At 64.4% G+C, this 21,442-nt stretch carries 16 protein-coding genes, 1 tRNA gene, 1 other RNA gene and 2 pseudogenes; 12 read left to right on the forward strand and 8 right to left on the reverse strand.

The window, feature by feature from the left end:
- The first annotated feature begins 29 nt into the window (after positions 1–29).
- The 7 genes from NX05_RS11170 (at position 30) to NX05_RS22400 (ending at position 6,494) form a co-directional block, all read left to right on the forward strand.
- A complete protein-coding gene (locus tag NX05_RS11170; protein WP_039434736.1) occupies positions 30–1,967 on the forward strand; it encodes a heme lyase CcmF/NrfE family subunit in 1,938 nt (645 codons plus the stop codon).
- Entirely contained in the window at positions 1,960–2,562 is a 603-nt protein-coding gene (locus NX05_RS11175; RefSeq protein WP_039434733.1) for a DsbE family thiol:disulfide interchange protein, read from the forward strand. Before NX05_RS11170 ends, NX05_RS11175 begins: the two co-directional genes overlap by 8 nt.
- On the forward strand, positions 2,559–2,993 hold the full coding sequence (locus tag NX05_RS11180) for a cytochrome c-type biogenesis protein (RefSeq protein WP_010372894.1): 435 nt from the start codon (positions 2,559–2,561) through the stop codon (positions 2,991–2,993). The genes NX05_RS11175 and NX05_RS11180 overlap by 4 nt, the downstream gene beginning before the upstream one ends.
- Entirely contained in the window at positions 2,993–4,006 is a 1,014-nt protein-coding gene (locus NX05_RS11185; RefSeq protein ID WP_039434729.1) for a tetratricopeptide repeat protein, read from the forward strand. Before NX05_RS11180 ends, NX05_RS11185 begins: the two co-directional genes overlap by 1 nt.
- 386 nt (positions 4,007–4,392) lie before the next feature.
- Positions 4,393–5,595, forward strand: coding sequence for a homoserine O-acetyltransferase MetX (metX, locus tag NX05_RS11190; protein ID WP_010372890.1), 1,203 nt, complete (start codon positions 4,393–4,395; stop codon positions 5,593–5,595).
- Between the two features lie 149 nt (positions 5,596–5,744).
- Positions 5,745–6,359: a DUF1294 domain-containing protein gene (locus NX05_RS11195; protein ID WP_010372887.1), complete on the forward strand. Its 615-nt coding sequence runs from the start codon at positions 5,745–5,747 to the stop codon at positions 6,357–6,359.
- A 58-nt stretch (positions 6,360–6,417) separates the two neighbouring features.
- Positions 6,418–6,494: non-coding RNA, sX9 sRNA (locus NX05_RS22400), on the forward strand.
- Between the two features lie 72 nt (positions 6,495–6,566).
- Here the strand turns inward: NX05_RS22400 and cydC are convergent.
- Both cydC and cydD read right to left on the reverse strand, forming a co-directional pair.
- The gene (gene cydC / locus NX05_RS11200; protein ID WP_039434726.1) at positions 6,567–8,252 is read right to left on the reverse strand and encodes a thiol reductant ABC exporter subunit CydC; all 1,686 of its coding nucleotides are present in this window, start codon (positions 8,250–8,252) and stop codon (positions 6,567–6,569) included.
- A complete protein-coding gene (gene cydD, locus NX05_RS11205; protein WP_039434724.1) occupies positions 8,249–9,961 on the reverse strand; it encodes a thiol reductant ABC exporter subunit CydD in 1,713 nt (570 codons plus the stop codon). The genes cydC and cydD overlap by 4 nt, the downstream gene beginning before the upstream one ends.
- Positions 9,962–10,136: 175 nt before the next feature.
- Here cydD and NX05_RS11210 point away from each other — a divergent pair.
- The 5 genes and pseudogenes from NX05_RS11210 to NX05_RS11230 all read left to right on the forward strand — a co-directional run bounded on the left by NX05_RS11210 (position 10,137) and on the right by NX05_RS11230 (position 14,618).
- Positions 10,137–11,770: pseudogene (locus NX05_RS11210) on the forward strand (cytochrome ubiquinol oxidase subunit I).
- Between the two features lie 16 nt (positions 11,771–11,786).
- Positions 11,787–12,937: pseudogene (gene cydB / locus NX05_RS11215) on the forward strand (cytochrome d ubiquinol oxidase subunit II).
- Between the two features lie 84 nt (positions 12,938–13,021).
- Positions 13,022–13,132, forward strand: coding sequence for a cytochrome bd-I oxidase subunit CydX (cydX, locus tag NX05_RS11220; protein ID WP_039434722.1), 111 nt, complete (start codon positions 13,022–13,024; stop codon positions 13,130–13,132).
- A gap of 59 nt (positions 13,133–13,191) precedes the next feature.
- Positions 13,192–13,268: transfer RNA gene (locus NX05_RS11225), tRNA-Pro, on the forward strand.
- 123 nt (positions 13,269–13,391) lie between these two features.
- A complete protein-coding gene (locus tag NX05_RS11230; protein WP_017118667.1) occupies positions 13,392–14,618 on the forward strand; it encodes a CynX/NimT family MFS transporter in 1,227 nt (408 codons plus the stop codon).
- Here the strand turns inward: NX05_RS11230 and NX05_RS11235 are convergent.
- From NX05_RS11235 to NX05_RS11260, 6 genes are all read right to left on the reverse strand, one after another.
- Positions 14,599–16,512 carry a CocE/NonD family hydrolase gene (locus tag NX05_RS11235; RefSeq protein ID WP_039434719.1) on the reverse strand — a complete coding sequence of 638 codons (1,914 nt, stop codon included), beginning with the start codon at positions 16,510–16,512 and terminating at the stop codon, positions 14,599–14,601. The two genes, NX05_RS11230 and NX05_RS11235, sit on opposite strands and share 20 nt — an antisense overlap.
- A gap of 363 nt (positions 16,513–16,875) precedes the next feature.
- Positions 16,876–18,120 (reverse strand): glutamate-5-semialdehyde dehydrogenase, encoded by a 1,245-nt coding sequence (locus NX05_RS11240; protein WP_039434718.1) that lies wholly within the window; start codon positions 18,118–18,120, stop codon positions 16,876–16,878.
- 159 nt (positions 18,121–18,279) lie between these two features.
- Positions 18,280–19,434, reverse strand: a complete 1,155-nt coding sequence (proB, locus tag NX05_RS11245) for a glutamate 5-kinase (RefSeq protein WP_039434716.1) — start codon at positions 19,432–19,434, stop codon at positions 18,280–18,282.
- 13 nt (positions 19,435–19,447) lie between these two features.
- Entirely contained in the window at positions 19,448–19,708 is a 261-nt protein-coding gene (locus NX05_RS11250) for a YciI family protein (protein WP_010382260.1), read from the reverse strand.
- Positions 19,708–20,073 (reverse strand): cupin domain-containing protein, encoded by a 366-nt coding sequence (locus NX05_RS11255; RefSeq protein ID WP_039434713.1) that lies wholly within the window; start codon positions 20,071–20,073, stop codon positions 19,708–19,710. The genes NX05_RS11250 and NX05_RS11255 overlap by 1 nt, the downstream gene beginning before the upstream one ends.
- Positions 20,073–21,368 carry an argininosuccinate lyase gene (locus tag NX05_RS11260; protein WP_039434710.1) on the reverse strand — a complete coding sequence of 432 codons (1,296 nt, stop codon included), beginning with the start codon at positions 21,366–21,368 and terminating at the stop codon, positions 20,073–20,075. Before NX05_RS11260 ends, NX05_RS11255 begins: the two co-directional genes overlap by 1 nt.
- Between the last annotated feature and the right edge of the window lie 74 nt (positions 21,369–21,442).

Genomic DNA, 21,442 nt, shown 5'->3' on the forward strand with positions numbered 1-21,442 from the left:
CCCTGCACGTTCACCAACGCGCCAACCCGATGCTTCCTGAGCTCGGCACGTTCCTGCTGGTACTTGCCCTGCTGGTTGCACTGGTGCAGGCGGTGGTGCCGCTGGCCGGCGCACAGCGCGGACGCAGCAGCTGGATGGCCGTGGCGCGACCGGCTGCGCTGGTGCAGTTGGCGTTGATCGCATCGGCCTTCGCCGTGTTGACGCACGCCTTCCTGGTGCAGGATTTTTCGGTGCACTACGTTGCTGAAAATTCCAACAGCCTGCTGCCGGTGATGTATCGCTATTCGGCGGTGTGGGGCGCACACGAAGGCTCGCTGCTGCTGTGGACGCTGGTGCTGGCGTTGTGGACCGGCGCGGTGGCGATCTGGTCGCGGCAACTGCCGGCGCATGTGATCGCGCGCGTCCTCGGCGTCATGGCGCTGGTGAGTATTGGGTTTCTGGCATTTTTGCTGTTCATCTCCAACCCGTTTGCGCGGCTGTTTCCGGTGCCGCTGGAAGGTGGCGACCTCAATCCGCTGCTGCAAGACCCGGGGCTGATCGTCCATCCGCCGATGCTGTATTGCGGTTACGTCGGCTTTGCGGTGCCGTTCGCGTTCGCCATCGCTGCGCTGCTGGAAGGCCGCATGGATGCGCGCTGGCTGCGCTGGACGCGGCCGTGGACCAACGTCGCCTGGTCGATGCTTACCGTCGGCATCGCGCTGGGTAGCTGGTGGGCGTATTACGAGCTGGGCTGGGGCGGCTGGTGGTTCTGGGACCCGGTGGAAAACGCCAGTTTCATGCCGTGGCTGGTGGGCACCGCGTTGCTGCATTCGCAGGCGGTGACCGAAAAGCGCGGCAGCCTCGCCAGTTGGACCTTGCTGCTAGCAATCGCCGCCTTTGCGCTATCGCTGCTGGGCACCTTCCTGGTGCGCTCGGGCGTGCTGACCAGCGTGCATTCGTTCGCCGCCGACCCGTCGCGCGGGCTGTTCATTCTGGTGTTCCTGTTACTCGTGGTCGGTGGTTCGTTGCTGTTATATGCGCTGCGCGCGCCGCGGTTGTCGCTGGTGGATGATCCGCGCCGCGCATTTGCCGGCAGCTCGCGCGAAACCTTGTTGCTGTTGAACAACCTGCTACTCACCTGCGCCTGCGCAATGGTGTTGCTGGGCACCTTGTATCCGCTGCTGGCCGATGCGTTGGGGCTAGGCAAACTGTCGGTCGGGCCGCCCTACTTCGGCACCTTGTTCGTGGTGTTGATGGCGCCGCTGGTGGCGCTGCTGCCGTTCGGCCCGCTCACGCGCTGGCAGCGCGAACAAGCCTCGCGGCCGTTGGCGATGCTGGCGCCGTGGGCAGGTCTGGCGTTGGCGGCAGGCATGCTGGCCTGGTTCACCGCGCCGCAGGGGCAATTGAAAGCCGCCTTCGGTGTGGTCGGTGCAGCCTGGGTGCTGTTCGGCACCTTGCGTTTTATGTGGACGCGGCGCGCGGCCAAGGGGCGCAAATTCACCGCCGAAATGCTGGGCATGGTGCTGGCGCATCTGGGCGTTGCGGTGTTCCTGTCCGGCGCCTTGCTGGTAGAGGGATTGAGCCTGCAGCGCGAAGTGGCGTTGGCGCCCGGACAACAGGTGCAGATCGGCCGCTACGCGTTGCACTTCGATGGGCTGGAAGAGCTGCGCGGGCCTAATTACGTGTCCGACCGTGCCAACCTGCAGGTCTTCAAGGACGATGCGCCGGTGGGCATGCTGCATGCGGAAAAACGCCGCTACGCCAGCGGCGGGCAGACCTTGACCGAGGCGGCGATCCGTCCTGGCCCGCTTGGCGACCTGTATCTCGCTCTTGGCGAACCGCTGGGCAATCAGGCCTGGGCGGTACGCGTGCACCTCAAACCGTTCGTCCGCTGGATCTGGCTGGGAGCGCTGCTGATGGCGCTCGGCGGCCTGGTCACCGCGGCCGACCGGCGTTTTCGTCGTTCTCCGGAGATCCAAGATGGTTGAGTCACGTTCACCCCGCCTGCCCACTGCGGTCCTGGTGGGCGCCAGCGTGCTGCTGCTCGCCCTGGCAGCACTGTTGGTTTACGCGGTGGTGCGCTCCGGTCAGGACGACCGCGATGCACTGCCCTCTGCCCTGATCGGCAAACCGGCTCCGGAATTCGCGCTGCCGCTGCTGCACGATCCCAACATCGTGGTGCATGCGCGCGAGCTACGCGGCGCGCCTTACATCATCAACGTGTGGGGCAGTTGGTGCCCGGCCTGCCGCGAAGAACATCCGGTGCTGAGCCGCTTCGCGCTGACCAAGCGCGTGCGCGTGATCGGCTACAACTGGAAGGACGAGCGCGCCGATGCGCTGCGCTGGCTGGAACAACTCGGCAATCCGTATCTGCTGGTGGTTGCCGACAAAGACGGCCGCACCGCGATCGATTTCGGCATCGCCGCCGCACCGGAAACCTTTTTGGTCGACGGGCGTGGTGTGGTGCGCTGGAAGTACAGCGGCATGCTCACTCAATCCATCATCGACACCCAACTGATTCCAGCGCTGAGCAAGATCGAACGCTCGCCCACCGCCGCACCGGACCTGCACGCCAAACAATGACGCGCGCCTGGCTGCTCCTGCTGCTGTTGTTGCCCTGGCTGGCCTTCGCCCAGCCGGTCGGCGACCCGGCGCCGCTGCACTACGCATCGGCCGAAGAGGAGGCGCGTTTCCACGCGCTTACCGCCGAGTTGCGCTGCGTGCAGTGCCAGAACCAGTCGCTGGCCGACTCCAACGCGCAGATTGCCCAGGATCTGCGCAGCGAAGTGTTGGCGCTGATGCACGAAGGCCGCAGCGATGCGCAGATCCGCCAGTTCCTTGTCGCACGTTACGGCGAATTCGTGCTGTACCGTCCACGCGTGGAATCGCGCACCTGGCTGCTGTGGTTCGGCCCGCTGCTGGTGTTGCTGCTGGGCCTGGGCGCAGTGGTGCTGGTGGTGCGCAAACGCAGCATGGCGGCGCCTGCCTTGCCCGCCGATGAGCAGGAGTGGTGATGGCCGGCTTTGTCATCGCGGTACTTGTGATTGCGCTGCTGGCCTTCGGCCTGGTGTTGCGCCCGCTGTGGCGCGAGGCACGCGGCCTGGCCGCAAGCGTGGCGATATTGCTGCTGGCCGCAAGTGCGGCGTTGTATTGGTTGGTCGGCACGCCAGGCGCGATCGAGCAGCCAGCCAATCGCCCGGCCGCGCCACGCTCGCTGGATGAAGCAATCATGCAACTGCGCGCGGCGCTGGCGAGCAATCCCGAACAGGCCGAAGGCTGGGTGTTGCTAGGGCGCTCACTCTCCAGCCAGCAAAAATTTGCCGAAGCGCGCGATGCATTCGCACGCGCGGTTGCGCTCCGCCCGGACGAGCCGGACGTGCTGGTCGCCGCGGCGCAATCGCGCATGCTTGCCGATGACAGCGGCCGCCCGGATCCGGAAGCCACGCGCATGCTCGAACACGCGCTGGCGGCGCAGCCAGACCATCAACGCGCACGCTGGTTTCTGGGGGTGGTACAGCGCCAATCCGGTGAGCCGGCCAAAGCCAGCGCTACCTGGGAGCCGCTGCTAAGTGTGGTCGATGCGAAGACCCGCCCCGGCCTGCTTGAACAGATCAACGCCGCACGACAGGAAGCCAAGCTCGCGCCGATCCAGGCAACGGCTGCGTCTGCCGCCGAGGCAGCGAAGGGCAAACAGATCCAGGTGCGGGTGACACTGGATGCCGAATTCGCCAAGCGCGCCGGCTTGCCCGGCGACACCAGCGTCTTCGTGATTGCGCGCGCCGCCGACACGCCGATGCCGGTGGCGGTGGAAAAACACGCGTTGGGCGAGCTGCCATTGACCATCACACTGGATGATGGCGACAGCCCGATGCCGACGCGCACGCTGTCGTCGCTCGACAAGGTGCAAGTGTTGGCACGGCTGTCGCGCAGCGGCAATGCCATGCGCCAGGCCGATGACGTTGAGAGCGCACCGGTGATGGTCGAGCTGCCTGCCGCCGCGCCGGTGGAGCTGGTGATCGGGCGCTGATTGCTTGCTGCGTCGCATTGCTGCGTTTCGGACCAGTGGTAGACGAGAATTCCGGGCACCATGCGCGCCCGCCTGGCGGCTGCGCAGTCGTTTGGTTAGCTGCTCTTAGTCAGATGCGTTGTTGAAAACCATGTACACCGACCATCTCGACTGGCCCTTGCCCGCTCAACGTCGCGGGACCTTATGCGGCATGGATGCCGCGTAAGACGTACTTGCGGCGTGTCCCGCAATGGTGGGCGGGCAAGGGCCCTGCAGCCAAGCCGTAGATCCACCGCTCTGCAGAGTGGCATCACACAGCGCATGGCCTCAAATGGCCCCAAACCGATTTTCCATTTCCCATTCCCATACTGCACACCGGCGCATGCCGTGGCAGATAGAATTGCGACATGACTGAATTCATCCCTGCCGGCACGCTGTACCACGCACTGCCTTCGCCTTTTCCGATGAAACGCGGTGGTGTGCTGCATCAGGCACGCGTGGCATACGAAACCTGGGGCACGCTCGCCGCAGATCGCAGCAACGCGATCCTGATCGTCACCGGCCTGTCACCGAATGCGCACGCGGCGGCCAACCAGGCCAACCCCGAGCCTGGCTGGTGGGAAGCGATGCTCGGGCCGGGTAAGCCGATCGATACCGCGCGCTGGTTTGTGGTTTGCGTCAACTCCCTGGGCAGTTGCAAGGGCTCGACCGGGCCGGCCTCGGTGAACCCGGCCACCGGCGCGCTGTATCGCCTCAGCTTTCCGGACCTGTCGATCGAAGATGTGGCCGATGCCGCAGCCGATGTGGTGCGTGCGCTGGGCATCCAGCAATTGGCCTGCTTGATCGGCAATTCGATGGGCGGCATGACCGCACTGGCGCTGTTACTGCGTCATCCCGGCATCGCGCGCAGCCACATCAATATCTCCGGCAGCGCGCAGGCATTGCCGTTTTCCATCGCCATTCGCTCGCTGCAGCGCGAGGCGATCCGGCTGGATCCGCACTGGAATGGCGGCCACTACGACGATACGCACTACCCGGAATCAGGCATGCGTATGGCGCGCAAACTCGGCGTAATCACGTATCGCTCGGCGCTGGAATGGGACGGCCGTTTCGGCCGTGTGCGGCTGGATTCCGAGCAGGCGGCCGATGATCCGTTTGGCCTGGAATTTCAGGTCGAAAGCTATCTGGAAGGCCATGCGCGCCGCTTCGTGCGCTTCTTCGACCCCAACTGCTATCTGTATCTGAGCCGTTCGATGGACTGGTTCGATCTTGCCGACTATGTCGATGACAAACCGGCCGACGACACTGGTATCGATAGTCCCAATGCCGATGCCCTGCTCGCCTCCAACAAGGCGGAGGCCGGCATTTCGACCGCCGACACGGTGCTTGCTGGTCTAGCGCGAATTCGCATCGCACGTGCGCTGGCCATCGGCGCCAACACCGACATCCTGTTCCCGGTGCAGCAGCAGGAACAGATTGCAGACGGCCTGCGTGCCGGCGGTGCCAACGCACAGTTCATTGGCCTGGATTCGCCGCAAGGCCACGACGCGTTCCTGGTCGACTTTGCCCGGTTCGGCCCAGCGGTGCGCGATTTTCTGCAAGGTTGTTGAGTTCGTTCGGCGACTAGCGTTTGGCCCCTGCTATCGGCCAATTCCGCCGGAACATGCGGGTAATCACCGCGATCTTGCGCACTGATGCAATCGATGTGCACGCCTCAAGACCGCACCAGCAATCCGCACCACCTAACAGAAGACTGCGAATGCGCTATCAAGGACGCCTCAGCGACTGGAATGATCACAAGGGTTTTGGCTTCGTCACGCCCAACGGAGGCGGCGACCGCGCGTTCGTGCATATCAGCGCGTTTGCACAGCAGTCGCGCCGCCCGCGCGATGGCGAGATCATCACTTACGCGATCGAGCGCGATGCGCAAAAACGCTTGAACGCCACGCAGGTGCGGTGGGCAGACCGTACCACCGCTGCCAGGACCGAGCAGCGTCGCAGTGGGTTGCCACGCAAGACGCTGGCCGCGTTGTCGATGTTGGCGTTGGCGGCTGCCACGTGGATGCACGTGGTGCCGGTGATCGTGCCGCTCTGGTACGCAGCAGCTAGCCTGATCACGCTGCTGATCTATGCGATGGACAAATCTGCCGCGCAACGCAACCAACGGCGCACACCCGAAGCCAGCTTGCATCTGTTGGCTCTGATCGGTGGCTGGCCGGGTGCGTTGCTGGCGCAGGAAATCTTCCGCCACAAATGCAGCAAAGCGGCGTTTCAGATGAAATTCTGGGTCACAGTCGCATTGAATGTCAGCGCATTGGTGCTGGCGGTAACCGAGACCGATATGATGGCCTCGCTTCCGGTGTTGTTCGATTAAGAGCGCTGATCAAACCGCTGCGCAGCCGCCAACGGGCGCAGTCCGTTCCCGGTGTGGCATGTACCAACTCGCACACTGCAGTTGCTGCGCGCCGGCCACACCTAACTGACAGGTGCTCGCTACGTTGTGTTAGCCCGCTCCAAGCGCGCTAACAACGCATCGACGCGCTAACGTCGCATGCCCGCTTTCGATAAACGCAGCGGCTCGCTACGCACTCTGGTCCAACAACTCCAACCTTCCCTCACGCATCCGGTAATGCCGCTGCACCACGCCCGGCGGGAGTACGTCGTGGGTGATCATCACCAGGCTGCGCTCGCCAAGCGCTGTGGCTAAGTCGAGTAGCAGCGCGTGTGCAGTGTCCACATCCAGGCCATCGGTGGGCTCGTCAAGCAGCAGAATCGGCGCATCGCGCAGCAGTGCACGTGCAAGTGCGAGGCGGCGCGCCTGGCCGGCAGACAGCGTGCCGCCGTTTTCGCCGATCCAGGTGTCCAAGCCATCTTGGGCGCTGGCCCATGCGCGCAAGCGTACCTGGTCGAGCACCTGCCACAGTGCGGCATCGTCGGCAGTGGCGTCGCCGATGAGGAGATTTTCGCGCACGCTCCCGGCAAATACCGGCGCGTTCTGCGGCAGCCAGGCAATCCGGTGATGCCATTGCGTTTGTGCGATGTGGCGCAGGTCGATGCCGGCGTAGCTTAGCTGCCCGGCCTGCGGATCCCACAGCCGAAGCAGCAGCGCCGACAACGTACTTTTGCCGCTGCCGCTGTCGCCGCTGATGGCGATGCGCTCGCCTGGCGCCAGTGTGAGATCGAGCGTCTGCAGTATTGGGCGCACGCTACCGGGCCACTCGAACGACACCTGCTGCAATTGCAACTTGCCCGTGCGTGGCACATCGATTGCCTGCACTGGATCGCTCACCGATGGCGCCTGATCAACAATGGCTTGCAAGCGCTTCGCTGCAACACGCGCGCTTTGTAGCGCCTGCACTGCCAGCCCGGCACCGGCCCAGACTTCCAGCAGGGCCATGGTCAAGAACACCAGACCTGCGGCCAGCTCGGCGGCGATCAGCCCGCGTTCGGCGGCGCTGAGTGCGAGCCACAGCATGCCGGCCAGACCCACACCCCCACAGAGCGCATGCAGCAGGTTGCCGGTGATCAGCCGGCGCCGCTGGATGCGGTCGCCGTCGACCGCCGCCGCCGCCGCGGCGTCGATCTGTTGCAGCCAGGCGCCTTGTGCATCGACCGCAGCAAGATCGGCCGCGCCTTCCAAGCCTTCGAACGCCTGCGTGCGCAAGGCGGTACGTTGCTGTGCACGTAACTGCTCGCGCTGTGCGCCGCCGCGCGCCACCTGCCACGGCACCAGCCCGCCGATCAACACGCCGAGCACCAGCAGCAACCCCGCAGCGGGCAGATAGATCAGTGCAGCGGCGGCAATACCGGCCAGCCAGATGCCGAGCAACGCGGCCAGCGGCGCCAATGCGCGTACGCTGAGGCCATCGACCTCACCGATGTCGGACATCAGCCGCGCCAGCAGATCGCCGGTGCGCGTGGCCGACAAGCGCCCTGGCGCCAGCGGCAACGCGCGGCGGAAGAACCACACCCGCAGATCGCGGGCGATACGCAAGGTGGCATCGTGCCCGATCAATTTCTCGCCGTAGCGCGAGGCGATGCGCGCGAAGGTCAAGGCGCGAATGCCCGCCGACGGCGAGAAGAAATTGAAGCCGGTGCCCATGCCGGCAACGCCTGCCAGCGCGGCTGCGGTCAGGAAGCTGCCCGACAAGCCGAGCAAGCCGACACCCGCAAGCATGGTGACTAGCACCAATAACGCGGACAGCAATAGACGCCAGGCATGCCGACGAAACACATCGCGCAGACGATCAGGCCGGACGCGGCTCATGGCAACTCCGCCTTCATCACTGTGGCGCCGCGCAGATCGATCACCGTGTCGGCCCAACCCATCACTGCAGCACTGTGCGTGGCCAGAACGACTGCGCGGCCGCGTGCCAACACGCCCAGCGTGCGCAGCAATTCGGCTTCGGTCTCCGGATCGAGAAAGGCGGTGGGCTCGTCCAGCAGCAGCACATCCGGCTCGCGCAACAACAACCGCGCCAATGCGACACGGCGTGCTTCGCCACCAGACAGGCCAAAGCCGCGCTCGCCGATCACCGTGTCCAGGCCAGCCGGCAGGTGCGCGGCAAAACGCAGCACTTGCGCTGCCTCCGCCACCGCGTGCAGGCGCGCGTCGCTGGCGTGCGGGTCGGCCAGGCGCAGGTTGTCGGCAATGCTGCCGTGAAACAGATACGGCCGCTGCGTGGCATAGCCGATGCGCGCCCCGGGGCGCAGCGCCACACTGCCCGCCTCGGGTGCGAGCCAACCGGCAAGCCCTTCCAACAGCGTGCTCTTGCCGCTGCCGCTGGCGCCGATCACGGCGACGCGCTGCCCGGGCTCTAGCGTCAACGCAAAATCCTCGACCACCACCTGCGGTGCGCCAACAGGACGCAGCATCAGCCCACGCGCTTGCAACAGGGGCGCATGCACTTGCGCTGGTTCCAACGCGCGCGCGGGTGCACCGGTGTGCGCAGCGGCAGGCGGCTCGAAACCGTGTAGCAAGCGCTCGGCCTCGGCCACTGCCGCCAAGGCATTTGCACGGTCGTGGTAATGCGCGGCCAGGCGCCGCAGCGGCGCGAAGAATTCCGGGGCCAACAGCAGGCAGAACATCCCCACCGCCAGCGACGGCACGCCGTGCAGCGTAAGCATGCCCAGATAACTCAGGCCGAAGTACAGCGCCACGATCGCCACACTCACCGAGGCAAAGAATTCCAGCACGGTGGAAGACAGGAACGCGATGCGCAGCACTTTCAGCGAACGTTCGCGCACGCCCTCGGCCGCGGCGGCAATGCCGTGCAATTCGGCCTCACCGCGTCCATACACGCGCAACAATCCAAGGCCCTTGAGACGATCGGCAAAGTGCCCGCCCATGCGCGCCAGCTCGCCGAGCTGTTCGCGGCCTGCGGCCTCCGCGCCCCACCCCACCAGCATCATGAAAAATGGAATCAACGGCGCGGTGAGCAACAACACCAGCCCAACCACCCAATCGACCGAAAACACGGCGATCAAGATCTGTGGCGGCACCAGCAGCATTTCGGTACGTGCGAGCTGGTAGCCGACGAAATTGCCTTCCAGCGCGTCGGTATGCGCCAGGCTCAGTTCGCCCAGTTCGCCGCTGCGTTGCCGGCGCAACCACAACGGTCCGTGCTGCACCAGGCGTCGCGCAATGCGCGCGCGCAGTTCGCGTTTGGCCACATCGGCCACTGTACCGGTTAGCGATTGCGCCCAGGCGTTGAGCAGCGCGCGCCCGATCAGCGCAACCAGTAACCCCACACCCACGTTGCGCACTTGCGCCAATGGCAGGTGCTGCACCAGCAGCGCCTTCAGCAGCCAGGCAATCGCAGCCGATTGCACCAGCAACAACACGCCCGACAACGCCACCGCCACGCCGGCAAGCCGCCGCGCACGCGTGGCCGGTGCGGCGAGCGCATCCAGCCATTGGCCGCGTTGACGGCGCTGGGCGGGCGTTTCGCTGGTTTGCACGCTGGGCTGGCTCACGTTGGTCTTTGGAGGCTGCGCATTGCAGACGATTGTAAATCGCTGCCCTCCGGTCGGGGATGGACAGTCTGCCGCACCCATACAGCGCCGCATTGATTTGGATCAACGCGCCCGGCGCGCTAGCGGCAGATGATCGCCACGTTCCTTGCCGACACTCAAACCAGGCCCACCCGCCATGATCGACTCGACAGTTGTCGAACTGTCGCGGCTGCAATTCGCAGTCACCGCGATGTATCACTTCATCTTTCCACCGCTCACCATGGGCTTGTCGTTCCTGCTCGGCATCATGGAAAGCGTCTATGTCATACCGGCAAGCAGATCTGGCGGCGCATGACCATGTTCTGGGGCGTGCTGTTCGGCATCAACTTCGCCATGGGTGTCGGCACCGGCATCGTGATGGAGTTCGAGTTCGGCATGAACTGGTCGTACTACAGCCATTACGTGGGCGATATCTTCGGCGCGCCGCTGGCGATCGAAGGGCTGATGGCGTTTTTTCTGGAAGCCACCTTTCTGGGTCTGTTCTTTCTGGGTTGGAATCGCCTGAGCAAGGTGCAGCACCTGATCATCACCTGGCTGGTGGCGCTGGGTAGCAACTTCTCCGCGTTGTGGATCTTGATCGCCAACGGCTGGATGCAGAACCAGGCCGGCGCGGTGTTCAACCCGGACACCATGCGCATGGAAGTGGAAGATTTTGTGGCGGTGCTGTTCAACCCGGTGGCACAGGCCAAGTTCGTGCACACCGTCAGCGCGGGCTACGTGCTCGGCGCGGTGTTCGTGATGTCGATCAGTGCGTTTTACTTGTTGCGCGGCAAGCACATTGAAATGGCGCAGCGCTCGTTTGCGGTAGCTGCGGCGTTCGGTCTGTTGTCGTCGTTGTCGGTGGTGGTGCTGGGCGACGAGAGCTGTTATGCCGCCAGCGAACACCAGAAGATGAAACTGGCAGCGATCGAAGCAATGTGGGAGACCGAAGCCGCACCGGCCGACTTCACCGCGTTCGGCATCCCCAACCAGACCACCCATCGCAACGATTACGCCATCAAGATTCCGTACCTGATGGGCTTGATCGCCACGCGTTCGCTGGATGAGCCGATCCCGGGGATTCTCGAATTGGTCGGCCGCGCCGAACACCGCATCCGCGGTGGCCAGATCGCCTACGGCGCACTGCAACGCATCCGGGCCGACAAGAACGATGCCGAAGCGCGCAAGGTCTTCGATGCGCATTGGCAGGATCTGGGCCACGGTCTGCTGCTCAAACGCTACCGCGACGATATCGGCAATGCCACGCCGGAACAGATTTCCCAAGCGGCGATGGACACCGTACCGCGCGTACTGCCGCTGTTCTGGACCTTCCGCATCATGGCGGCAATCGGCATCTATCTCATCGCCTTGTTCGCTCTCGCATTCTGGTTTGCATGCAAGCACAACTTTCAGGATAAACGCTGGTTCCTGACGTTGGCACTATGGACGTTGCCGCTGCCGTGGATCGCGATCGAATGCGGCTGGTTTGTGGCCGAATACGGCCGCCAGCCGTGGGCGGTGGAAAGCGTGTTGCAAACGTTCTACGCCGCTTCGGGTCTGGAGTTGTATGAGATCGTGATGACGCTGGTGGGCTTCACCGCGCTGTACACGACGCTGCTGGTGATTGCGATCAGGTTGTCGCTGAAGACCATCCACAAAGGTCCGGACCTGTTGTTTCCACCGGCGCGCCCCAACGAACCGCATGCCTCACCACACCATGCCCCGCGAGGTTATGCCCGGTCGCGTCACGCATCGTTGAGTCCCGGCGCCGCGGCCGGCAGCGCACCGTAAGCGAAGGAGAGACATCATGAATTTCGTATTGCTCGATTACACAACCTTGCGCGTGATCTGGTGGCTGCTGCTGGGTGTGCTGCTGTCCGGTGACGCGGTGATGGGCGGCTTCGACTTGGGCGTGGGAGCATTACTGCCGTTCGTCGCCAACAACGATGCCGAGCGCCGGCTGGTGATCAATACCTTCGGCCCGGTCTGGGAAGGCAACCAGGTGTGGTTGATCCTGGGCGGCGGCGCGATCTTTGCCGCGTTCCCACCGTTGTATGCAGTGAGCTTCTCCGGGTTTTATTTGGCGATGTTTCTGATTCTGTTCGCGCTGATCCTGCGCCCGGTCGGTTTCAAGTTCCGCGGCAAGCTGGTGAGTCCGCGCTGGCGCCGCAATTGGGATTGGGCGCTGTTCGTCGGTGGTTTCATTCCGGCGCTGATCATGGGCGTGGCGGTCGGCAATGTGTTGCTGGGGGTGCCGTTCCACTTCAACGACAGCATGCGCACGTTCTATACCGGCAACCTGCTCGGCCTGCTGACGCCGTTCGCGTTGCTCGCCGGCATGCTCAGCGTGGCGATGTTGGTCGCGCACGGTGCTGCGATGTTGGTGCTCAAGACCGATGGTCCGGTGGCCGCGCGCGCAGCACGTTTTGGCAGCATCGCCGCGCTGTGTGCGCTGGCATTGTTGCAGCGGGCGGCGCATGGGTGGCGCTGGGTCTGCCTGGTTATGCGGTGACCTCGGTGCTGGCGACCGATGCGCCGACCAACCCGCTTGGCAAAACCGCTGCACTCACCGCTGCTGGCGGCTGGCTGCATAACTACAGCAGCATGCCGGCCACGCTGATGGCGCCGCTGGCAGGCCTGGTCGGGCTTGCGATGAGCGCGGTGTTGTTACGCGTGCGGCGTGGCGGCCTGGCCTTCATCGCCTCCGGCAGCGCCATCGTCGGCATCGTGATCACCGTGGGCTTTGCGTTTTTCCCGTTCCTGCTGCCCTCCTCCACGGCACCGAGCGTGAGCCTGACGCTACGGGATGCGTCCAGCAGCCGTATCACATTGTGGATCATGTTGCTGGCCACCGCCGTATTCATGCCGATCGTGCTCGCGTACACCGGGTGGGTGTATCGCGTGCTCAAGGGCAAGGTCACCGACGATGCGGTCACAGCCAATCCCAATGCTTACTGAGCGCAGCGGCAGCAACAGCAGTGCATGCGCCTGTGGTGCCGCATCGCTTCACCATTACTTTTCGACGATTCGAGGAACACACCAATGTGGTATTTCGCATGGAGCCTGGGCACCGGCCTGGCGGCATTGGCCGCCGTGCTCAACGGCATGTGGTTCGAAGCACGCGAGCCCGAGCGTGGCGAACTGCCTCACTGAAATAATTTCATCGGATGCTTGCCGATTCCCCATTCCCTATGTAACATACGCGGCTCCTTCGGGGTGTAGCTCAGTCTGGTAGAGCGCTACGTTCGGGACGTAGAGGTCGCAGGTTCGAATCCTGTCTCCCCGACCAGTTTCAAAACACAAAACCGGCCTCGTGCCGGTTTTGTGTTTTCAGGCGTCGATGCACACACGTGTACGGCGCGGATGGGTTGTCATGTCTGTTGTCACTAGTGCGTCTTCTTCGTCCGCCCAGTTGCGTGGTCGCGGTTTGGTGCTGGCCGCAATTCTGCTCTCCGCATTCAACTTGCGCACCGCGGTGACGTCGCTGACGCCGCTGCTGGAACGCATTGCCGACGAGTACGCCTTCGGCGCGCCCACCATGGGGGCGCTCGGCATGTTGCCGACCGCAGCGTTCGCACTCACCGGCGTGGCAACACCGGCCTTGCTGCGCCGTTTCGGCTTGCTGCGCGTGGCGCTGTTGTCGATGGCATTGGCCACGCTTGGATTGGTGTTGCGCCCGCTGCTGCCGGGCACCGCCGGGCTGCTGGTCGGCTCGCTGGTGGCGTTGGCCGGCATGGGCATGGGCAACGTGGTGTTGCCGCCGCTGGTGAAGCGTTACTTCGGCGATCGTGTGGGCCGCGTCAGCACCCTGTACATAACCGTACTGCAGGTAGGCACGCTGTTGCCCGCGCTGCTGGCAGTGCCGGTGGCCGATGCGCTGGGTTGGCGCAGTTCGATGGTGGTGTGGGTGCTGCCGGCCCTGCTGGCATCGGCGGCCTGGGCATTGGTGCACGCCAACCACCGCCGCATCCGCGCTACCGGCCCGGCACCGGTTACACCGACGCCCGAAGCCGAAGGTCGCGTTGCACGTACTGCGCTGGGCTGGAGCATGGCGATCACCTTCGGCATGACCTCGCTGGTGACCTATTCGATGTTCACCTGGCTGCCGACGCTGCTGCGCGAAGCCGGTGCATCGCCGGCGTTCGGCGGCACCATGGTGGCGTTGTTCGCGGCCTTGGGCATGGTCGGCGCGCTCACCATGCCGGCGTTGGCGGTGCGCATGCGTAACCCGTTCCCGATCGTGCTGCTGTGCGCAGCCTGCCATCTGGTGGCATTCGCCGGGCTGTGGTGGGCGCCGCTGGCCGCACCGGTGCTGTGGGTCACCCTGCTCGGCCTGGGGCCGAGCACGTTTCCGTTGGCATTGGTGCTGGTGAACCAGCGCAGCCGCACGGCGGCCGGTTCGGCGGCACTGTCCGGTTTCTCGCAAGGCGTGGGCTATGCGGTGAGCTGCCTGGGGCCATTCCTGTTCGGCTGGCTGCACGCGCACAGCGGCGGCTGGACTTCCCCGTTCGTGTTCCTGGTCATCTGCCTGCTGGTGCAGCTGGCCGCCGCCTGGGTGGTCTGCCGCCCACAGCTGCTGGAAGACGTGTGGGCGCCACCGGCACGCGGCGCCCGCGCGGTCAACGTACCGGCAGACTGATGTAGCTGGGCTGCTCGGGGGACACGTACACCCGCTGAGTGGCTTTTTGATAATCGCCAGGCTTGGCGAAGAAGATATTGGGCACGTAGGTCTGCGGGTTGCGGTCGTAGAGCGGGAACAGGCTGGACTGCACCTGCACCATCACCCGATGGCCCGGCTGGAAGGTGTGGTTGGCGGTCGGCAGGCCGAACTGGAATGCCAGCGGCTGATTGGACGCCAATGGCTTGGGCGTGCTGAAACTCTCGCGGTAGCGGCCGCGGAAGATCGCCAGCGACACCGGCAACTCATAGCCGCCCATCTTCGGGTTCGACGCCATCTCGTCCGGATACACATCGATCAGCTTCACTACCCAATCGCTGTCGCTACCGCTAGTAGAGGCTTGAAGGTGCACTTGGGGTGCGCCGGCGATCTGCAGCGGCGCGGTCAGCGGCTCGGTGACGAAGGTCAGCACATCCGGGCGGCCATCGACAAAGCGCTGGTCGTGCACTAGCCAGGTGGTCCACATCGCGCGGTCGGCAAAATCCACCGGGCGCGGCACGAACGGCACCGGCTTGGCCGGGTCGGACACGTATTCTTCAAACCCCGCCTGCCCGGCCGCCGGCTGCTGGAACGACAGCTTGCCGCCGGCCTGCAGATACAGCGGCCTGCTGGACGAGGCGCAGCCCTTGTCGCAACTGCGCGGCCACGCCTTGAGGCGGTCCCAGTGGTTCTCGCCGGTGTTGTAGATGAACACCGGCGGCGTGTCTGCCTTGGGCGCGCCATCGACCAGGTACTGGTCGAAGAACGGGCGCAGCACGTCATGGCGGAACTGGCGCGCAGTGTCGCCTTCGAAATTCAGCGCACCCAAGGCGCTGCCGTCGTAGTTCACCTGACTGTGCCGCCACGGGCCCATCACCAGGTAATTGAGCGTGTTGCTCTTGTCGCGCTGCTCCATCGCCGCGTAACTGTGGATCGCACCCCACATATCTTCCTGGTCCCATAGGCCTTGCAGCCACATCGTGGGCACCTTCAGCGGCGTGCGCGCCATCACCTTGTCCAGCGCCTGCTCCTGCCAGAACGCATCGTAGGCAGCGTGTTCGGTCAGCTTGTGCCACCACGGCAACTGCTCCAGACCCGCAGCCTTGGCGAAGTCGCCAGCGGAGCCGGCCTGCAGGAAATTGCTGTAATCGTCGTGCCCCTGACGCGGGATGCCGCTGCCCTTGCCGCGCTTGCTGAGCTGGCCGGTGAAGTAGTCGAAATTGACCTGGCGGAACGCACCGTAATTGAACCAGTCGTCGCCCATCCAGCCGTCGGTCATCGGGCTTTCCGGCACTGCGACCTTCAACGCAGGATGTGGATTGGTCAGCGCCATCACCACGGTGAATCCTTCGTAGGACGAGCCGATCATGCCGACCTTGCCATTGGATTCCTTGACGTTCTTCACCAGCCAATCGATGGTGTCCCAGGCATCGGTAGCATGGTCGACTTCGCTGGCATTGAGCGGCCCGCGCAGCGGGCGCGTCATCACGTAATCGCCTTCGGACCCGTACTTGCCGCGCACGTCCTGAAACACGCGGATGTAGCCGCCTTCGACGAACACGTCGTCGCCCGCCGACAGCAGGTCTTTCATATGTGGCGAGGCCATCCGCTCGGTGCGGCCACTGGCATCGTAAGGCGTGCGTGTCAGCACAATCGGCGCATTTTTCGCACCCTTGGGCAGCACGATCACCGTGTGCAGCTTGACCCCATCGCGCATTGGGATCATCACCTCGCGCTTGATGTAGTCGTTGCTAGCATCGGCAGCCACGAACGGTTTGCCGGTGATGTCCGGCGTCATCGGCGAGGTTTGCGCCCAGGCGCTGCCGGTGGCGGCGGCAATGGCGGTGGCGAGCAGGCAGGTGGCAAGGCGGCGCATCGACGACTCCGAAAGTGCGGGGGGGGGCAGTCGTCGACTGTAGGCAGATGGCAGGCTGCCGGGGGAGTGTCAAAGGTCGTGGTTGCTGCAGGTTCCAGGCGCAGTGGCTGCGGGATGGCGTGCAACCACGTGCGCGTGCCTGATGTCCGGTGTCAGCCTGCGGCGTGCATGCGCAGCGGCTCCTGGCTGAGAGCCGCCTGTGCTCAACGGCACGCGACACCGCATTGCGCGGCTACAGGCCAGGAGATCAGCCGCGCCTGGCAGGCCAAATCACCGCGAGGCAACCGCGACCTTGGTGCCGGTCCAGGCGTGGAAGCTGCGTAGGGCGCTCAACCGGCATGCGTAACGGTGCGTCGTTGCCGATCAATGCCGCACCTGCCCCTCACCGCGCACCACGAAGCGCTCCACAGTGAGCGCTTCGAGGCCCATCGGGCCATAGGAATGCAGGCGCGTTGTGGAGATGCCGATCTCAGCGCCCAGGCCAAGTTCGCCGCCGTCGGAAAAACGCGAAGACGCATTTACCATCACCACTGCCGAGCGCAGCGACTGCACGAACCGCTCCGCATTGCCGGCGTCCTGCGTGGCGATGACTTCGGTGTGGTCCGAGCCGTACTGGCGGATATGCGCCAGCGCCGTATCCAGATCCGGTACCACGCGCATGGCAAGGATCAGATCGAGAAATTCCGCGGCATAGTCGTCGTCGCTGGCGGGCGCGATATCGGGCAGCACCGTGCGCGTTACCGCATCGCCGCGCAGTTCCACCTTGCGTTCACGCAATGCCTGCGCGGCAAGCGGCAGAAAGCGCTCGGCGATGTCTGCATGCACCAGCAAGGTCTCCAGCGAATTACAGGCCGCCGGCCGCGTCGCCTTGCCATCGATCAACAAACGCAGCGCAAGCTCCAGGTCGGCCGACGCATCTACAAACAGATGGCACACCCCCTTGTAGTGCTTGATCACCGGCACACGCGCGTGCTCGGCAACAAATCGGATCAAGCCTTCGCCACCGCGCGGAATTGCCAGATCGACGATGTCGTTGAGCTGCAGCAATTCCAGCATGGTCTCGCGGCGCAGATCCTCGACCAGGATCAACGCGGCTTCTGGGACATTGGTCTCGCGCATGGCGCGCTGCAGTGCGCGTGCGATGGCGGTATTGGAATGGATTGCCTCCGAGCCGCCGCGCAGAATTACGCCATTGCCGGCCTTGATGCACAGCGCTGCGGCATCGGCCGTCACATTCGGGCGCGCCTCGTAAATCATTGCGATCACACCCAGCGGCACGCGCACTTTCTGCACGCGAATGCCATTGGGGCGCACATCTTCGCGGGTGATTTGGCCTACCGGGTCAGGCAACAACGCCACCTCGCGCAACGCGGCAGCGATGCCGGCCAGACGCTTGTCGTCCAGCGCAAGCCGATCGAGCATCGCGCTACCGGTGCCCTTGGCACGTGCCGCCTCCAGGTCGCGCGCGTTTGCCGCCAGGATCGCCGCAGCATCAGCTTCCAGTGCGACAGCCATCGCTTCCAACAAGGCGCGCTTGGCCTGTGCAGACAGTTGCGACACCACCTGAGCGGCATCACGGCATTGGAGAGCGAGCGTTTTGATGGTCATTTGGGGGCCGGGATTGGGGAGTCGGGATGAGGGATTTGCAAAGGCGAGCGAGATCGTTTTATCACCACAAGGGATCAGTCGTTGAGACGGAGAGGCAACGTTTGAGAAACGCAGTGCACATGCTGTTGCGAATCCCCAATCCCAAATCTTAAATCCCCGCTACAACAGCACCAAATCATCGCGATGCACCACATTCTCGCCATAGCTGTAACCGAGCACGCTCTCGATGTCGCGCGAGTGGCGGCGTGCGATGCGACGGATATCCAGGGCCGAATACTGGCTGACGCCGCGCGCCAGACACCGTTCGCCCTCGTCATTGCGCAGGCGAATCTCCACCATGTCGCCACGACGGAAATCTCCTTCAGCACCGGCAACACCGCCCGGCAACAGCGAGGCGCCCTTGTCGCTTAGCGCGGCTGCAGCGCCGGCATCGACCAGGATCGCGCCCGCTTCCACCGGTGCGTGGCGAAGCCAGTACTTGCGTGCGGCAATGCGCGTATGCGCAGCATGGATGCGCGTGCCGCGCAGCCTATCCTGCGCCAGAGCGCGCACCACATCGCCGCTGCGGCCGTTGAACAGATAGGTTTCGATACCGGCCGCACCGGCCTTTGCAGCGGCTTCCAGCTTGGTGCGCATGCCGCCGGTACCCACACTGCTGCCGCTACCACCCGCCATCGCCAATACCTCGGGGGTGAGTTCGGGCACGTCGTCGAGCGGCCGCGCCGATGGGTTGCTGCGTGGGTCGGCGCTATACAAGCCATCGATATCTGTGGCGATGAATAAGGCATCGGCATCGACCAGGGCGGCCACGATGGCAGCCAGGTTGTCGTTGTCGCCCAACTTCAACTCGTCTACCGAGACGGTGTCATTTTCGTTGATCACCGGCAACGCGCCCAGCCGCAGCAGCTCGCCCAAGGTGGCGCGCGCATTGAGATAGCGGCGACGGTTGCGCAGATCATCATGGGTGAGCAGCACCTGCGCCACTGGGCGCTCGAAAAAGCGCTGCCACAGCGCGATCAACTGCGCCTGGCCAAGCGCCGCCAGCGCCTGACGTGCGGCGATCGGCGCACCGACATCCACCGCTTTGGGCAGGATGGCGCGGCCGGCCGCCACCGCACCCGACGACACGATCACCAGCTCGCGCCCCGCAGCCAGGTTGGCCGAAACGAACTGCGCCAGCCCCAGCGCGAAGCGCGGCGACAGGCCACCGCCATCGGCGGCGAGCAGGCTGCTGCCGACCTTGAGGACAGCGCGCCGCCACGGCGGCAGTGCTTGCTCGGTAAACGGCGACAATGTGCTGGCAGGTGTGCTCATGGCGGCGGCGTACTCAGTGCGTGTTCCACTCATACACGGTCAGTGCAGAAGCATCGCGTAGCACCAATGGATCGTGTGCAACGATCTGCTGCGCCTCTTCGAGCGTGGCAACATTGACCAGCACATACGCGCCACCGCTGCGATCGCTGAAACCACCGGTCAATTCGAGCTGCCCGGCGGCGCGCAGCGCATCCAGAAACTCAAGGTGCGGCTGCACAACATCGGCAGGAAAATGCGACTTGCGCAGCGCAAGCACCAGGTAACGGGTCGTCATCAGCCTGCATCCTTGTTGCGCACCGCCGCAGGTGTGCGTTCGGCACGACCGTGTGGTGCGGAAATCACCAGAAAGCGCGCTTCCACGTCAGCGAGATTGTGCACCTGGTGCGTAGAGCCCGGTGGCACGTGCAAGCTCTGCCCGACCCGCAGCATGTGTTGTGCGCCCTCCAGCTTCAGCATCACCTCGCTGGCCAGCACATAGAAGAAGTGCCGGGCGCGGCTATGCCGATGGCGCAATTCCGACGCGCCCGGTGGCATGTGCTCTTCGAGCACACTGAGGTTGGGATCGCGCAACAGGGGCCAGCCATTGCAAGCCTCGCCCCAGGGAGAATGCTCTGCGGTGTCGGTGCTGATAACGGCCATCAGCGCAAGGCCTCCCAGCGGGCACGCAGTACGTCCAGTTGCAGGTCGGCTGCGGCACCGGGCGAGACGCGCGCAGCCAGGCTGCCTTCCGGTGTACGCCCCTGCCCTGCAGTGTCGGACGCCTCGGCTGCAGCCTTGTAGGCGTCGCGGAACGGCACGCCGGCCACGGCCGCTTCCACCGCCACATCGGTGGCGTACATGCCCGAATCGATGGCTGCGCGTAGTTTGTCCGGGCGCCATTCCAGATTGGCAAGCAAAGCCGGCAGCAGTTCCAGCGCGGCAAGTCCGCGGCCGAATCCGTGCACAATTGCGCCCTTGCTGCTCTGCAGATCGCGGTGATAACCGGACGGCAGCGACAGCAACTGTTCGATCTCGGTGCGCGCCGCCGCTACACTAGCATGCGTTGCGCGCATCAGTTCGATCACGTCCGGGTTGCGCTTGTTCGGCATGATCGAGCTGCCGGTGGTGTACTGCGCCGGCAGCGCCACAAAAGCGAATTCGCCGCTGGTGAACAGCGATAAATCCCAGGCGATGCGGCGCAGATCCAGCGTGGCGCTGCCCAGCGCTTCGAGCGCGGCCAGTTCGTATTTGCCGCGCGAGAGCTGGGCATAGATCGGCGAAACCTGCAGGCGTGCAAAACCCAGTTCGGCAGTGGTGTGCGCACGATCCAGCGGCAGGTTCACCCCGTAACCGGCGGCGGTGCCGAGCGGATTGCTGTCCACCAGCTGCAAGGTGTCGGTGGCGCGCACGGCATTGTCGATGAAGGCTTCCGCCCACCCCGCCCACCACATGCCGGCCGACGATACGACCGCACGTTGGATATGCGTGTAACCCGGTACCGGCAGCTCAGCCTCGGCATGCGCGCGGTCCAGGGCCACCTTGGCAATCTCTGCGCTGAGCGTTGCCACACGCTGCAGTTTGTCCTTCAACCACAAACGCGTGGCAACCAGGATCTGATCGTTGCGGCTGCGGCCGGTGTGGATCTTGCGGCCCGCATCGCCCAGACGCTCGGTCAATCGCGCCTCGATGGCCGAGTGGCAGTCTTCGTACTGCTCATCGAGCACGAACACGCCGCTACGAAAATCTTCCGCCAGCAGATCCAGTTGTTCGCTCAAGCCGCCCAGTTCCTGCATGGACAGAATGCCGATGTGCTGCAGCCCCTGCGCATGCGCCTTGCTGGCAGCAATGTCGTACAGGAAGAATTCGCGATCCAGAATCACGTCGTCGCCGGCCAGAAAACTCTGGATCTTGGCGTCCACGGCAACGCCGGGTTTTTGCCACAACAGGTTGGTCATCGGAAAGCGTCTCGAATAAGTCGTCTAGTTTCAATCTCTGCACACAACTGTGCGGGCGCTTGCGAGAGATTCGC

The sequence above is a fragment of the Xanthomonas vasicola genome (assembly GCF_000772705.2).
Taxonomy (GTDB): Bacteria; Pseudomonadota; Gammaproteobacteria; order Xanthomonadales; family Xanthomonadaceae; genus Xanthomonas; species Xanthomonas vasicola.

Coding starts and splice junctions, on each gene's coding strand:
- NX05_RS11170 (WP_039434736.1), top strand. CDS start 30: ATGCTTCCTGAGCTCGGCACGTTCCTGCTGGTACTTGCCCTGCTGGTT.
- NX05_RS11175 (WP_039434733.1), top strand. CDS start 1,960: ATGGTTGAGTCACGTTCACCCCGCCTGCCCACTGCGGTCCTGGTGGGC.
- NX05_RS11180 (WP_010372894.1), top strand. CDS start 2,559: ATGACGCGCGCCTGGCTGCTCCTGCTGCTGTTGTTGCCCTGGCTGGCC.
- NX05_RS11185 (WP_039434729.1), top strand. CDS start 2,993: ATGGCCGGCTTTGTCATCGCGGTACTTGTGATTGCGCTGCTGGCCTTC.
- metX (WP_010372890.1), top strand. CDS start 4,393: ATGACTGAATTCATCCCTGCCGGCACGCTGTACCACGCACTGCCTTCG.
- NX05_RS11195 (WP_010372887.1), top strand. CDS start 5,745: ATGCGCTATCAAGGACGCCTCAGCGACTGGAATGATCACAAGGGTTTT.
- cydC (WP_039434726.1), bottom strand. CDS start 8,252: ATGAGCCGCGTCCGGCCTGATCGTCTGCGCGATGTGTTTCGTCGGCAT.
- cydX (WP_039434722.1), top strand. CDS start 13,022: ATGTGGTATTTCGCATGGAGCCTGGGCACCGGCCTGGCGGCATTGGCC.
- NX05_RS11235 (WP_039434719.1), bottom strand. CDS start 16,512: ATGCGCCGCCTTGCCACCTGCCTGCTCGCCACCGCCATTGCCGCCGCC.
- NX05_RS11240 (WP_039434718.1), bottom strand. CDS start 18,120: ATGACCATCAAAACGCTCGCTCTCCAATGCCGTGATGCCGCTCAGGTG.
- proB (WP_039434716.1), bottom strand. CDS start 19,434: ATGAGCACACCTGCCAGCACATTGTCGCCGTTTACCGAGCAAGCACTG.
- NX05_RS11250 (WP_010382260.1), bottom strand. CDS start 19,708: ATGACGACCCGTTACCTGGTGCTTGCGCTGCGCAAGTCGCATTTTCCT.
- NX05_RS11255 (WP_039434713.1), bottom strand. CDS start 20,073: ATGGCCGTTATCAGCACCGACACCGCAGAGCATTCTCCCTGGGGCGAG.
- NX05_RS11260 (WP_039434710.1), bottom strand. CDS start 21,368: ATGACCAACCTGTTGTGGCAAAAACCCGGCGTTGCCGTGGACGCCAAG.